Origin of the sequence: Streptomyces griseomycini, from assembly GCF_014203535.1 — a bacterium.
GTDB lineage: Bacteria > Actinomycetota > Actinomycetes > Streptomycetales > Streptomycetaceae > Streptomyces > Streptomyces griseomycini.
In genome coordinates this window covers 18,972-31,977 of record NZ_JACHJI010000005.1, presented here as the reverse complement: position 1 = coordinate 31,977, position 13,006 = coordinate 18,972, and the positions used below count along the sequence as shown (strand labels likewise).

12 protein-coding genes are annotated in these 13,006 nt (G+C 75.7%); 6 read left to right on the top strand and 6 right to left on the bottom strand.

The window, feature by feature from the left end; translation table 11 throughout:
- Nucleotides 1-62: 62 nt before the first annotated feature.
- From FHS37_RS14805 to FHS37_RS14785, 5 genes are all read left to right on the top strand, one after another.
- A complete protein-coding gene (locus FHS37_RS14805) occupies nucleotides 63-587 on the top strand; it encodes a hypothetical protein (RefSeq protein ID WP_184821220.1) in 525 nt (174 codons plus the stop codon).
- A 457-nt stretch (nucleotides 588-1,044) separates the two neighbouring features.
- A complete protein-coding gene (locus FHS37_RS14800) occupies nucleotides 1,045-2,007 on the top strand; it encodes an NAD-dependent epimerase/dehydratase family protein (RefSeq protein WP_184821218.1) in 963 nt (320 codons plus the stop codon).
- Nucleotides 2,008-2,078: 71 nt separating this feature from the next.
- Nucleotides 2,079-3,767 (top strand): carbamoyltransferase family protein, encoded by a 1,689-nt coding sequence (locus FHS37_RS14795; RefSeq protein ID WP_184821216.1) that lies wholly within the window; start codon nucleotides 2,079-2,081, stop codon nucleotides 3,765-3,767.
- Complete coding sequence (locus FHS37_RS14790; RefSeq protein ID WP_184821214.1) at nucleotides 3,764-4,831, top strand: glycosyltransferase family 2 protein; 1,068 nt, start codon at nucleotides 3,764-3,766, stop codon at nucleotides 4,829-4,831. The genes FHS37_RS14795 and FHS37_RS14790 overlap by 4 nt, the downstream gene beginning before the upstream one ends.
- Before the next feature lie 67 nt (nucleotides 4,832-4,898).
- The gene (locus tag FHS37_RS14785) at nucleotides 4,899-6,305 is read left to right on the top strand and encodes a PfkB family carbohydrate kinase (protein ID WP_184821212.1); all 1,407 of its coding nucleotides are present in this window, start codon (nucleotides 4,899-4,901) and stop codon (nucleotides 6,303-6,305) included.
- 108 nt (nucleotides 6,306-6,413) lie between these two features.
- Here FHS37_RS14785 and FHS37_RS14780 read toward each other — a convergent pair whose 3' ends face one another.
- The 5 genes from FHS37_RS14780 to FHS37_RS14760 form a co-directional block, all read right to left on the bottom strand.
- Nucleotides 6,414-7,655, bottom strand: a complete 1,242-nt coding sequence (locus FHS37_RS14780) for an MFS transporter (RefSeq protein ID WP_221499842.1) — start codon at nucleotides 7,653-7,655, stop codon at nucleotides 6,414-6,416.
- Nucleotides 7,656-8,107: 452 nt separating this feature from the next.
- On the bottom strand, nucleotides 8,108-8,671 hold the full coding sequence (locus FHS37_RS14775) for a hemerythrin domain-containing protein (protein WP_184821208.1): 564 nt from the start codon (nucleotides 8,669-8,671) through the stop codon (nucleotides 8,108-8,110).
- An 88-nt stretch (nucleotides 8,672-8,759) separates the two neighbouring features.
- Nucleotides 8,760-9,293, bottom strand: coding sequence for a DoxX family protein (locus FHS37_RS14770; protein WP_184821206.1), 534 nt, complete (start codon nucleotides 9,291-9,293; stop codon nucleotides 8,760-8,762).
- Between the two features lie 81 nt (nucleotides 9,294-9,374).
- Nucleotides 9,375-9,863 carry a DUF1360 domain-containing protein gene (locus FHS37_RS14765; RefSeq protein WP_184821204.1) on the bottom strand — a complete coding sequence of 163 codons (489 nt, stop codon included), beginning with the start codon at nucleotides 9,861-9,863 and terminating at the stop codon, nucleotides 9,375-9,377.
- A gap of 73 nt (nucleotides 9,864-9,936) precedes the next feature.
- Nucleotides 9,937-10,260, bottom strand: coding sequence for a hypothetical protein (locus FHS37_RS14760; protein ID WP_184821202.1), 324 nt, complete (start codon nucleotides 10,258-10,260; stop codon nucleotides 9,937-9,939).
- A gap of 151 nt (nucleotides 10,261-10,411) precedes the next feature.
- Between FHS37_RS14760 and FHS37_RS14755 the strand changes: the two genes are divergently transcribed.
- A complete protein-coding gene (locus FHS37_RS14755) occupies nucleotides 10,412-11,299 on the top strand; it encodes a fructosamine kinase family protein (protein WP_184821200.1) in 888 nt (295 codons plus the stop codon).
- A 4-nt stretch (nucleotides 11,300-11,303) separates the two neighbouring features.
- Here FHS37_RS14755 and FHS37_RS14750 read toward each other — a convergent pair whose 3' ends face one another.
- On the bottom strand, nucleotides 11,304-12,962 hold the full coding sequence (locus FHS37_RS14750; RefSeq protein ID WP_184821198.1) for a catalase: 1,659 nt from the start codon (nucleotides 12,960-12,962) through the stop codon (nucleotides 11,304-11,306).
- Nucleotides 12,963-13,006: the final 44 nt, after the last annotated feature.

Below are 13,006 nucleotides of genomic sequence, written 5' to 3'. Positions count from 1 at the left end.
CGAGCCGGGGACTACCGTTCCGGTGAGGTTCCCCTTACCCCACCCGTTGGGACGGCCCGGCAGTGCAAGCAGATCTCTCCCCGGTCATCGCGGCGACCGCGCAGTGGCTGACCCGTTCCTTCCCCGCCCCCGGCGGGGCGCTCGCCTCCGCCCTGTGCGAGGCGCAGGCACGGCAGGCCGTGACGGTCGCGGCGTGGCTCAGGTACCCGACGGCGATGGACGCGGCCCTGCTGGGACTGGCCGGCCCGGGCGGTTCGGCGCGGCTCGACTGGGTCACCGGCGCCGACACGGGCGAGGGTGTCACGGCGGACGCCTGGCGCACCTGGGTCGACGAGGTCGTGGCCAGCTGGGCCGCCTGCCTGCTCGCCGACCCGGAGCTGGCCTCCCGCGCGGTGGCCGCGCTCGCCCGGGACGGCGGGCACGCGGGCGGGATGCCGACCGAGTTCCGGCGGTTGCTCGCCCCCGACGAGGCCGACCGGCGCGCGGCGGCGCTGCTGCGCCATCCGGACCTGCTCGCGCCCGTGGCCGGGCTCCACCACTCCGGTCTGCTCGACCGGCTCGACCCGGACCACACCCTCATCGCCTGAACCGTCACCCCGCCCCGGGCGGACCCGCCCGCACCGGCCGCACCACCACCCGGCCCCCACGCCCGGGGCGTACCGGGAGAGTCCCCGGCACCCGCTCCCTCCTCCCGCGCCGACCGCGCCCCGCGCCCGCGCCCCGCGCCCCGCGTCGGAAGAAGCCCTGCGCCGCGTTCCGGTCCCCCCGGGCCGCCCGTGTCCGGTGCGGTCGCCCGTCATCGGCTGCCGCCCGGCGCCCGCGCGTCGCTCGCCGTCCACGTCGGCGCCGGGCGGGTCCGAGGCCCTCACCCGCCGTGCACCGCGGACGCCCCACCCCCCGCCCCACCTGCGGAGACGGCGGACCGACCGGCGTCGTCACGCTCCGCCGTTCACCCGATCGCAGTACGCGACCGTGCCTCGGTCGCGTCGTCGGCCCACGCTGAGCCGAAGGGTTCCCGATGCCTCCGACGGAGGGCCGAGCGACATGACCACCGCCACATCCCGGAACTGGGAGCACGCCGTCGTCACCGGCGGCGCCGGGTTCGTCGGCTCCCACCTGTGCGCCGCCCTGCTGGACGCGGGCGCCGCCGTCACCTGCGTGGACGACTTCAGCACCGGTCGGCCGGAGAACGTCTCCCCGCTGCTCGAGCGGCCCGGGTTCACGCTGGTACAGGCCGACGTGGCCGAGGAGCTGCCGGTCCGGCGGCCGCCCGACCTCGTGCTGCACTTCGCCTCCCCCGCCTCCCCCGCCGACTACCTGCGGCTGCCGCTGCACACCATGGAGACGGGCAGCCTCGGCACCCGCAACGCCCTGCGGCTCGCCCAGGCCGCCGAGGCCCGCTTCGTCCTCGCCTCGACCTCGGAGGTCTACGGCGACCCCCAGCAGAACCCGCAGGACGAGCGCTACTGGGGCAACGTCAACCCGGTCGGCCCGCGCAGCGTCTACGACGAGGCCAAGCGCTTCGGCGAGGCGCTGACCACCGCCCACGCCGAGACCCACGGCACCGACACCTGCATCGTGCGGCTGTTCAACACCTACGGCCCGCGGATGCGCGGCCACGACGGCCGCGCCGTGCCGACCTTCGTGCGGCAGGCGCTGGCCGGCGAGCCCCTCACCGTGACCGGGGACGGGCAGCAGACCCGGTCGCTGTGCTACGTCGACGACACGGTGGCCGGCGTCCTCGCGGCCGCCGCCCACGGGATGCGCGGCCCGGTCAACATCGGCAACCCCGGCGAGATCACCATGCTGGACCTGGCCCGCCTCGTCGTCGAACTCGCCGGCTCCGCGTCGGAGATCCGCTTCATCGAACGCCCGGTGGACGACCCGGCGGTGCGCTGCCCGGACATCACGCTGGCCCGGGACAAGCTCGGCTGGGAGCCGAGGGTGGACGCCGGGGAGGGGCTGCGGCGCACGATCGACTGGTTCCGGGCCCAGGGCGATCACTGAGCACGGCCGTCCCCGGTCCAGGACACCGCGGTCCCACCGGCCGCCCCGATCCGCGAAAGGCCCGCCCGTCCATGCGCATCCTCGGAATCAACGCCCTCTTCCACGACCCCGCCGCCGCGCTGGTCGTCGACGGACGGACCGTCGCCGCCGCGGAGGAGGAACGGTTCTCCCGCCGCAAGCACGGCAAGCGACCGCTGCCGTTCTCCGCCTGGGAGCTGCCCGAGCAGGCCGCCGCCTGGTGCCTGAAACGGGCCGGGCTGCGGCCGCAGGACCTCGACGCGGTCACCTACTCCTTCGACCCCGCCCTCGCCCGCCCCGCCGACGCGATGGGCCTGGACGATCCGTGGGACCACCTGCGGCTCACCTACGCCCGCGAGGCCCCCGCCTTCCTGCGCACCGCGCTGCCCGGTCTGGACCCCGGCGCCGTCCGCTACGTGCCGCACCACATGGCGCACGCCGCCTCCGGCGCCTTCGCCGCGCCCGACGCCGGGGACTGTTCCGTCCTCGTGCTGGACGGCCGCGGCGAACGCGCCTCCCACCTCGCCGCCCGCCGCGTGCGCGACCGGCTCGAGCCCCTGCACGCGCAGGACCTGCCGCACTCGCTCGGCCTGGTCTACGAGGAACTCACCGAGCACCTCGGCTTCCTGCGGTCCTCCGACGAGTTCAAGGTGATGGCCCTCGCCTCCCACGGCACCCCGCGCATGCGGGACGAACTGCGCCGGTACGTGTACCCGACCGGGGACGGCGGCTTCCACGCCACCGGCGTGCCCTGGCACGAGCTGTGCGCACCGCGCGGTCCGGACGAGCCGTGGACCCGGGACCACGCCGATGCCGCCGCCAGTGCGCAGGCCGTTCTGGAGGAGACGCTGCTGGACCTGGTGCGCTGGCTGCACGGCCGCACCCACCACAGCGTGCTCGCCCTCGCCGGGGGCGTCGCCCTGAACTGCGTCGCCAACTCCCGCATCGCCCGCGAGGGTCCGTTCTCCCGGGTGTGGGTGCAGCCGGCGGCCGGTGACGCCGGGACCGCCCTGGGCGGCGCCCTGCTGCTGTCCGCCGGCGCCGGTGACGAGCCGGAGCCCATGACCGGCGCCGACCTCGGCCGGGACTGGTCCGACGCGGAGCTGGGCGCGTGGCTGAAGACGGCGGCCGTGCCGTTCGAGCGGCCGGCGGACATCGCCGCCACCGTGGCCCGGACGCTGGCGGACAACGGCATCGTCGCCTGGTTCCAGGGGCGCAGCGAGTACGGCCCCCGCGCGCTCGGCCACCGCTCGCTGCTGGCCCACCCCGGGCACGCGGGCAACCTGGAGCGGCTCAACGACGTCAAGGGCCGCGAGCAGTTCCGGCCGGTCGCGCCGATGGTGCTCGCCGACCGGGCCGCCGGGATCTTCGACGGTCCGCTGCCCAGCCCGTACATGCTGTTCGTGCACGACGTGGCCCCCGCCTGGCGGGACCGCGTCCCGGCCGTGGTGCACGTCGACGGCACCGCCCGCATCCAGACGGTCGACCCGGCGCGCGAGCCCCTGGTGGCGCGGATGCTGGACGAGTTCGAACGACTGACCGGGCTGCCCGTGGTCGTCAACACCAGCCTCAACACGGCGGGCCGGCCGATGGTGGACGACCCGCGCGACGCCCTGGAGTGCTTCGGCTCCTCCCCCGTCGACCTGCTGGCCATCGGTCCGTACGCGATCCGGCGCGGCGGGCTCTTCCGCGCGGGCGGCGACGGTGACGGTGCCGTCGGTGACGGCGAGGTCCTGCGATGAGCGGGCCCGCCGCCCCGAGCGGGGAGTACGCGGTGGTGGTGCCGACGCTCGGCCGGCCCGGCCTCGGGGTGTGCCTGCGGGCGCTGGCCGAGGCCGAGGGGCCCGGCCCGTCCCGGGTCGTGGTCGTCGACGACCGCCCGGACCCCGCCGGTGCGCCGCTGACCGCCGCCGTCCCGCCGTCGCTGCGCTCGCGCACCCTCGTCGTGCCCGGCGGGGCGCGCGGGCCGGCCGCCGCGCGCAACGCCGGGTGGCGGGCGGCCGGGGACGTGCCGTGGATCGTCTTCCTCGACGACGACGTGGTCCCCGGCCCCATCTGGGCCGACGACCTGGCCCTCGACCTGGCCGGGGCGAGTGTCGCGACCGCCGGGATCGCCGCCCGGATCGAGGTGCCGCTGCCCCCGCACCGCCGGCCCACCGACTGGGAACGCAACACCGCCGGTCTCGCCGGCGCCCGCTGGATCACCGCCGACATGGCGTACCGGCGTCGGGTGCTGGAGGCCGTCGGCGGTTTCGACGAACGGTTCCGGCGGGCGTTCCGGGAGGACGCCGACCTCGCCCTGCGGGTGCTCGACGCCGGGTGGACGCTGGCCGAGGGCCGCCGCACCACCACGCATCCGGTGCGGCCGGCCGGGCGCTGGATCTCCGTCCGGCTCCAGGCGGGCAACGCCGACGACGTGCTGATGACCCGGTTGCACGGACGCGGCTGGTGGCGCCGGGCCGAGGCCCCCCGGGGACGTCTGCCGGCGCACCTGGCGGTGACGTCGGCCGGTCTGGCGGCCGTGGGCTGCGCCCTGTCCGGCCGGCCGCGCGCCGCGGCGGCGTGCGCCGCCGGGTGGCTGGCGGGGACCGCCGAGTTCGCCCTCGCCCGGATCCTGCCGGGGCCGCGCACCCCGGAGGAGATCGCCACCATGGTGCTCACCAGCGTGCTCGTCCCGCCCGCCGCGGCCTGGCACTGGCTGCGCGGACAGCTCGTCCACCGCGCCGCGCCGCCCCGCGCCCCGCGCCGGTCCGGGAGTCCGGCGCCCGCGCACCGCCCGGCGGCCGGGCAACGGCTGCGGTCATGACCCGCACCGGCCTGTTCGGCGCTGCTCCCCCCGCGCGGCGCGCGGCGGCCACCCCCGGGAGGACGTCGTGACCGGACCCGCACCCCTCGCCGTGGTGGGCGACGTGCTGCTCGACGAGGACATCGAGGGGGTCGCCACCCGGCTGGCCCCGGACGCCCCCGCCCCGGTCGTCGACGTCACCGCCGACCGCCGGCACCCGGGCGGCGCCGGGCTGGCCGCCGCGCTCGCGGCCCGCGGCGGCCGGGACGTGGTCCTGGTGACCGCGCTCGGCGACGATCCGGCCAGCGAGGCCGTACGCCGGGGCCTGAGCGGCCGGGTCCGGCTGCTGGAGCTCCCGCTGCACGGCACGCTGCCGGTGAAGACCCGGGTGCTGGCGGGCGGGCGGCCCGTGGTGCGCATCGACCGGGGCGGCGGCACCCCCGGCGAACCGGGCGAGGCGGTGCGGGAGGCGCTGGCGGGCGCACGGGCCGTCCTCGTCGCGGACTACGGGCGGCACACCGCCGGGGCCGTGCGGGCGCACCTCCAGGACGTGGCCCGGCGCGCCCCCCTGGTGTGGGACCCGCATCCCAGGGGCGATCCGCCCGTGCCCGGGGCGCGCATCGTCACCCCCAACGCCGCGGAGGCGATGGCCCTGTGCCCCGGTGCCGGGGGGTCCTCGCTGGGCGCGTACGCCGAGCGGGGGGCCGAGCTGGCGGTGCGCTGGCGGGCGGCGGGCGTCGCCGTCACGCTCGGCGACCGCGGGGTGCTGCTGACCCGGCCCGGCGGGGGGACGCCGATGCTGGTCCCGGCCCCGTTCCGGGCGGAGGGGGATCCGTGCGGCGCGGGCGACTGCTTCGCCGCGACGACGGCCGCGGCGCTCGCCGACGGCCTGCTTCCCGAGGAGGCGCTGCAACGGGCGGTCGCCGAGGCCGCCGCCTTCGTCTCGGCGGGCGGGGCGGGGAACCCGGAGCTGTGGCGGCCGCGGACCGGTCCCGGTCCCGCGGGGGATCCCGCGGCCGACGCGTTCGAGCTGGCGGAGGTCGTCCGGGCCCGCGGCGGCACCGTGGTCGCCGCCGGCGGCTGCTTCGACCTGGTGCACGCCGGCCACGTCGGCCTGCTGGAGAGCGCCCGGCGGATCGGCGACTGCCTGATCGTGTGCCTCAACTCCGACGCCTCCGTCGCCCGCCGCAAGGGGCCGGGCCGCCCGCTCAACCCGGCGGCGGACCGGGCCAGGGTGCTGGCCGCGCTGGGCAGCGTGGACGCGGTCGTGGTCTTCGAGGAGGACACGCCCGAGGCGGTGCTGGCGCGGCTGCGTCCCGACGTGTGGGTCAAGGGCGGGGACTACTCCGTGCGGGACCTGCCGGAGGCGGCGCTGCTGCGCACCTGGGGCGGTCAGGCGGTCGTCCTGCCCTACCTCGACGGCCGCTCGACGACCCTCCTGGCCCGCAGGGCGGCGAAGGCCGCGACGGTGGCCCTGAAGGCCTCGGGTTCCTGACCGGGCCCCGGGCCGTGGAACGGGACGGGCCCGCCCCGGCCGTCGGCGCGGACGGACGGCGGCGGGCCCGGTCGCCCGGTGGGCGGGGCCGGGGCGGCCCCGAGCGGGTCAGGCGACCGTCTCCAGTGCGGCACGGCCGGTCAGGCCGCCCTCCCCCGCCCGCAGCGCCACCGGCGTGGTGGTACGCCGGGCCCGCAGCAGGTGGCCCGCTCCGATCGCCCCGGCGATGACCAGTCCACCGCTGATCAGGGCGCCGCGCGGTCCGGCCAGCTCCATGAGGAGGCCGAGGGCGGGCGGGCCGCCCAGGCTCCACACGGTGCCGATGCTGCTCCAGACGCCGAGCACGCGTCCGCGCAGGTGGGCGGGCGGGTCGGTCTGCAGGACGGCCGTTCCGGCGGTGTCCGAGACGGACTCGACGACGGCCATGGGCAGGACGAGCGCCAGCAGCACGGCCAGCGACGGGGACAGCCCCGCCACCACCTGCAGCAGCGCGCCCGCCGCCGCCAGCACGCCGACGAGGCGCACGGACGGCCTGCGCAGCCGCGCGCCGAGCACCGCGCCGATGATCCCGCCGACGGCGAGGACGGTGGACACGGTGCCGAACGCCCCGGCGCCGCCCGCGAGCGGCCCGGTGACCAGGACGGCGAGCGTGAGCCCGTAGTTGCGGCCGAAGACCGCGCTGATCCCGGTGACCCCGGCGAGGGCGAGCAGGCGCGGCCGGCGCGCGAAGAAGGCCAGCCCCTCCCGCACGCTCATGTCCTGCTTCGGGCGCTCGCCCTCCCGGGCGACGCGCCGGGCCGCGCCCGGCGCCGGGCGCAGGAACGGGATGACCGCGGTCACGAAGAGGAAGGAGAACCCGTTGGCGAAGTACGCGGCGGAGGTGCCGAGGAACCCGACCGTCACCCCGGCGAGCGCGGCGCCCGCGAGCCGGCCCGCGTTGAACACCAGCGCGCCCACTCCGATGGCGGAGGGCACGTCCTCGGCCGGGACGAGGTCGTTGCCCAGCAGGGCGCAGGCCGGGTTGTCGACGGTGGCGACCATGCCGGTGACGGCGGCCAGCGCCATCAGGGACGTCATGTCGAGCCGGTCCAGCGCCACCAGGACGGCCGTGGTGAACGCGATGGCGGCGAGCAGCGCCTGGCTGACGGCGGCCGTCAGCTTCCGCGGCCACCGGTCGACCGCCGCGCCGCCGAGGACGCTCATGAGCAGGGCCGGCGCGGCCTGGACGGACATGGACAGACCCGTCGCGGCGGCGGATCCGGTGATCTGGAGGACCAGCAGGTTCTGGACCGTGAGCTGCATCCACGTACCGGCGTTGGACACGAAGTTCGCGACGGACCACCAGCGCATGCTGCGGTGCCTCAGCGACCGCCAGGGCGAGCGTGACGCGGCCGGGGCGGCGGGCACCGGCGCAGGGGTGGACTGGGCAGGGGTGGGCGAGGAAGACACAGTGCGCTACTCGGAGACGAGTCGGAGGACTCTGCGGGGAGGGTGCGGGAAGCGGAACGCCGGCTGCGCTGCGCGGCGGCTCCCGTCACCGGGACAGGGCGCGGACCATCGTGGCAGAAGGGACCGCCGAGTCGGTTCCGAACGCCCTGGCGTCACTGTGGCGTGCGCATCAAATACGCCGTCGTGCCGGGGACTTGGGCGGTGAGTGGGGTTGGACACAGTAGCCGGGCCCGGGGGCGGCGAGGGCACGGGGAAGGGGCCCGTCGCCGAAGCGACGGGCCCCTTCCCCGATGTCCGATGTGCCGGCCGGCGTCCCGGCTCGTGTGTCCCGGGCCACGTGTGTCCGGGTCGTGTCAGTCGAGCTTGCCGCGTCCGCTCAGCGCGTCGCGGATCCGGTCGACCATGCCGGCCCCGGGTGCCAGCAGCTTGTTCGCCGGGGGCTTGTCCGGGGCTGCCGGGTGCGGCCGGGTCGGAGCCGTCTTCTTGGCCTGCCGGACCTTGTCACCGAGCTGGTCGAGCTTGTCCGGGGAACAGGAGGCGCGCAGCATCGGGAACAGGTTCTGCTCCTCGTCGGCGATGTGTTCGCGGATCTCGCTCATCAGCATGCCGATGAGCCGGTCGAACTCGGCGTCGCCCGCGTCGCAGCCCTCCAGGTCCTTCATGATCCGCTCGGCCTCGGCGTGGTCCTGGAGCTCCCGGTCGGCCAGGGCGTCGCCGTTGTCCACGTGCTCGCGCACGGCCGGGTAGAGGTACTCCTCCTCGGCCACCGAGTGCCTGATCAACTCGATCGTGGCCTGGTCCGCGTACGTCTTGCGGTCCTTGTGGCCGGAGGGCAGCGCCTCGATCTTGCCGAAGAGTTCCTCGACCTCCCGGTGATCGGTCACCAGTTCGTCGATGACGTTCCCGCCGTGTCCCATGCTCTTCACCTCCGGTACGTGGTGGCACCCGGCCGGGCCCACCCGGACCCGGGTCCCCCGGACCCCGGAGGGCTAACGCGGCGGGACGTCAGCGGGGCAGCGCGGCCCGGACCCGGCCGACCGCCGAGGCGGGGCGGGCCCCGGCCCGGAGGGACCGCTGGACGAGGCGGGCGTCGCGGCGCAGGTCGTGGGCGGCGTGCCGGCTCCGCCACAGCAGCGAGGGGGCGGCACCGGTGTCGTCGGCGGCGATCAGCAGACCGCCGAGCATCGACAGGTTCTTCAGGAAGTGGATGCGCTGCTGGGCCCGTCGGCCCGGGTCCTCCTCCTCCCAGAAGCGGTGGCCCGCGAGCGTCGTGGGCACGAGCGTGGCGGCGAGCGCGAGCGCGGCGGGGCGGGGCATGCGCCCGACGGCCAGCAGCAGCCCGGCCGCGATCTGGACGGCGCCGCTCAGCCGTACGGCCTGCTCGGTGCTGTCCGGCAGCACCGGGACGCGGTCGACGAGGGGCCGCACGACGGGCTCGGCGGCCGGGGCGACCTCCCGGGGATTGCGGACGGACTCCAGCCCGCCCGCGAGGAACATCGAGGCCAGCATCGGGCGGCCGACGACGCGCAACAGACTCATGCCTTCTCCTGGGGGTGTCGGTGGTGCTGCGGATGGGTGGGGAATGCGGGCGGGGATGCCGGTGGCGCGGGCCCGGTCCGTTCAGCCCTCCGCGGACTGCTCCGTCCGGCTCCAGGCGTACTGGAGCCGGTCCGCCGCCGTGACGGCGGTCAGGCCGGCGCAGAGCAGGCGGGCCGCCCTCGGCGCGCAGGCGTGGTGACCGACCAGGCCGCCTGCCACCCAGGCGGAGGTGCAGGAGGGGCAGGTCACCAGGTCGCCCACGGCCCGGCGCGCCCCGTTCCGGCGGGACGCGTCCATCACCTCACCGGCCCCGGCCCCCCTCTCCCGGCGGGTGAACGGCGCCCGGAGGAAGCTGGTGATCCTGTCCTTGGACGGCGGCCGGGACCCCTTGAGCGTCGCCGTCGCCGGCAGGACGAGGTCCCACGGCGGCACCGTCCCGGGCAGCCGCACCCCGCGGAGCCGGACCACCACCGCGGACAGGCCGACGCCCGCCGCGAACGTGGTGGCGAGCGCGGCGTAGCCGCCCGGGGGCGCCTCGCCCCCGTCGTGACCGGATACCTGCGCCGTCATGACACCTCCCCGGCAGCCGCCGTACGGCCGGAGTGCCCCCCGGCACCGCCGCCACACACGGCGGTGGGCGTCCTCACCAGAACCGGGTGGTGAGCGCGGGCTGGTGGACCGCCTCGGCGGCGTCGCGCAGGCGCAGGGCGACGGCGATGGTGGCGCGCAGGGCCGAGGGCCCTACGCTCTGGGCGGTCTCGGTGGCCAGGACCAGCAGGCAGCCCGCCGCCTGCTCCACCACGGAGACCGGAAGGGTGTAGTCGCTGTCGGCGGCCGCGCGGAACGCCTTCAGCGGGATCCCCGCTCCGTCGACGGTGCGCCGGGCGGCCTGCTCCAGGTGCTGTACGGCCTGCTCGCACACGGAGGCGGGCAGGGTGAGGGTGCGCTGGAACGGTGAACTCGTCATACCGGAGTGCTCCCCGGGACGGTCCCGTTCGATCGGCGGGCGGCGGGTTTTTCACCGTCCCGCGTGACCGGTCGGCGGCGCATGTGGGGGGCGAGGGCCTCGTACCCTGGGGCCGTGCCCGTCCCGTCCGCGCAGGTGAGGAGTCCCGCCCATGACCGTACGTCCCGGTTCGGCGGCCCAGGACGGCGACGGGCCGGGGGCCGTCGCGGCGCGGTTCACCGGACGTACGGTCACCGGTGAGCGCGCGCTGTCCGGCTCGCTCACCGAGGTCGCTCTCGACGACGGCCGGGTGGTGATCGTCAAGCGCGCCGAGGACGCGGACGCGGTACGGGCCGAGGCGGCGGGGCTGCGCTGGCTGGCGGAGACGGGGACGGTGCGGGTGCCGGCCGTGCACGGTCACGACGCCCGCCGGCTGGTCGTCGACCGGGTGGCCCGGGGGCGGCCCGGTGAGCGGGCGGCGGTCCGGTTCGGCCGCGAGCTGGCCCGGCTGCACGCCGCCGGCGCGCCCGCGTTCGGGGCGCCGCCGCCGGGCGGTCCGGTGGAGGCGTTCATCGGGCTCGCCCCGATGCGCAACGTCACCGGCGGCGACTGGCCCCGCTGGTACGCCGAGCACCGGGTGCTGCCGTACCTGCGCGAGGCGGTCGACCGGGGCACCGTCCGCCCGGACGAGGCGGGCGTGGTCGAGCGGGTCTGCGCGCGGCTGCCGGAGCTCGCCGGGCCCGCCGAGCCGCCCGCGCGACTGCACGGCGACCTGTGGAACGGCAATGTGCTGTGGGGCGCCGACGGACACGTCCGGCTGATCGACCCGGCGGCGCACGGCGGGCACCGGGAGACCGACCTCGCGATGCTCCGCCTGTTCGGCTGCCCCCATCTGGACGCGGTGCTGGACGGTTACCGGCAGACGGCGCCGCTCGCCGCCGGGTGGGAGACACGCGTCGGCGTGCACCAGCTGTTCCCGCTGCTGGTGCACGCCGTGCTGTTCGGCCGCGGCTACGCCGAGCAGGCGCTCGCCGCGGCGCGGTCGGTCGCGGCCGGATGACCGCTCATCGGGTCACCACGTGCCGTTCGTCGGGCACGCAGTGGGTCATGGTGAGTCCCTCCACGTCGCGCGGCGGGTTGTCGCCGAGGTTGGCCAGTCGCTTGCGGTCCTCGTCCGTGAGGTCCTGGCTCGCGAGCGGTTCCAGGTGGGCGACGTCCTCCGGCATGATCCCGAGTCCCTCGCCGACCCTGCGGCCGAGGTCGTTCTCCACCAGCAGGAAGTGCCACACCATGCGCTCCTGCACCTCCCGGTCGCACTGGGAGATCAGGGTGACGAAGTTCTTCACCAGGTCGTCGCGCTCCCAGTCCTCCATCAGGCAGTACCGCTGGCCCGCCTGGAGGTAGTCGTTGGTGCGCGGGATGCGCTTGCGGGTGAGCCGGCCCCGGATCTCCGGGCCCTGCTCGTCGTGCGTCGGGTACTGGCCCTCCCGCAGGCCTCCGGTGATCGACGGTTCGTAGTTGACGTGCGGGTTCTCGCCCGCGCCGTCCTGGTGGTAGGTCATGAAGCCGTCGCGCTGGTTGGTGCGCACCTCGGCGTTCTTGGCCTGGTTGACGGGCAGTTGCAGGTAGTTCGGGCCGACCCGGTAGCGCTGGGTGTCGCTGTAGGAGAAGGTCCGGCCGACGAGCATCTTGTCGTCGGAGAAGTCCAGGCCGTCGACGAGGACACCCGTGCCGAAGGAGATCTGCTCGTTCTCGGCGAAGAAGTTGTCCGGCATCCGGTTCAGCACCATCCGGCCCACCGGCTTCGGCGGGAAGTCCTGCTCGGGCCAGGTCTTGGTGTCGTCCAGCGGGTCGAAGTCCAGTTCCGGGTGGTCGTGGTCGTCCATCATCTGGACCAGCAGCTCCCACTCCGGGTACTCGCCGCGCGCCACCGCCTCGTAGAGGTCCTTGGTGGCGTGGCCGAGTCCCTCGGCCTGGACGTTCGCCGCGTCCTCGGCGGTCATGCTGCGGACGCCCTGCTTGGGCATCCAGTGGTACTTGACCAGCTTGGTCTCGCCCTCGGCGTTGACCCACTTGTAGGTGTTCACGCCGAAGCCCTGCATGTGGCGGTAGTCCGCCGGGATGCCGCGCGGGCTGAACAGGTTGACCAGCATGTGCATGCACTCGGGCGTCTGCGACATGAAGTCGAAGATGCGGCGCGGCTGCTGTTCGAAGGTGACCGGGTCGGGCTTGAGGGCGTGGATGACGTCCGGGAACTTGATCGCGTCCCGGATGAAGAAGACGCCCAGGTTGTTGCCGACGAGGTCCCAGTTGCCGTCCTCGGTGTAGAACTTCACCGCGAAGCCGCGGGGGTCGCGGGCGGCCTCGGAGGAGTCGCGTCCGCCGATGACGGTGGAGAAGCGGACGGCCAGGTCCGTGCGCTTGCCCTCCTCCTGGAAGAGCTTGGCGCGGGTGTAGCGGGAGATCGGCTCGTCGCCCCACTTCCCGTACGCCTCGAAGTAGCCGTAGGCGGTGACGCCGCGGGCGTGCACCACGCGCTCGGGGATGCGTTCCCGGTCGAAGTGGCTGATCTTCTCCAGGAACTGGTAGTTCTCCAGCGTGGCCGGGCCGCGGGCGCCTACCGTGCGCTGGTTCTGGTTGTCGTAGACCGGGTGGCCCTGTCGGTTGGTGAGTACCTTGCGCTCGTCGCCGGGAGCGGGGCCCTGGCTCGAAACGTCCGTCATGATCGTGGGCTCCTTCGGCTGCTCATGGCTGGTGGCGGGCGGGC

What these genes read in the sequence shown, in the direction of transcription:
- FHS37_RS14800 (WP_184821218.1), top strand. Translation starts at nt 1,045, where the DNA reads ATGACCACCGCCACATCCCGGAACTGGGAGCACGCCGTCGTCACCGGC.
- FHS37_RS14795 (WP_184821216.1), top strand. Translation starts at nt 2,079, where the DNA reads ATGCGCATCCTCGGAATCAACGCCCTCTTCCACGACCCCGCCGCCGCG.
- FHS37_RS14790 (WP_184821214.1), top strand. Translation starts at nt 3,764, where the DNA reads ATGAGCGGGCCCGCCGCCCCGAGCGGGGAGTACGCGGTGGTGGTGCCG.
- FHS37_RS14780 (WP_221499842.1), bottom strand. Translation starts at nt 7,655, where the DNA reads ATGCGCTGGTGGTCCGTCGCGAACTTCGTGTCCAACGCCGGTACGTGG.
- FHS37_RS14775 (WP_184821208.1), bottom strand. Translation starts at nt 8,671, where the DNA reads ATGGGACACGGCGGGAACGTCATCGACGAACTGGTGACCGATCACCGG.
- FHS37_RS14770 (WP_184821206.1), bottom strand. Translation starts at nt 9,293, where the DNA reads ATGAGTCTGTTGCGCGTCGTCGGCCGCCCGATGCTGGCCTCGATGTTC.
- FHS37_RS14765 (WP_184821204.1), bottom strand. Translation starts at nt 9,863, where the DNA reads ATGACGGCGCAGGTATCCGGTCACGACGGGGGCGAGGCGCCCCCGGGC.
- FHS37_RS14760 (WP_184821202.1), bottom strand. Translation starts at nt 10,260, where the DNA reads ATGACGAGTTCACCGTTCCAGCGCACCCTCACCCTGCCCGCCTCCGTG.
- FHS37_RS14755 (WP_184821200.1), top strand. Translation starts at nt 10,412, where the DNA reads ATGACCGTACGTCCCGGTTCGGCGGCCCAGGACGGCGACGGGCCGGGG.
- FHS37_RS14750 (WP_184821198.1), bottom strand. Translation starts at nt 12,962, where the DNA reads ATGACGGACGTTTCGAGCCAGGGCCCCGCTCCCGGCGACGAGCGCAAG.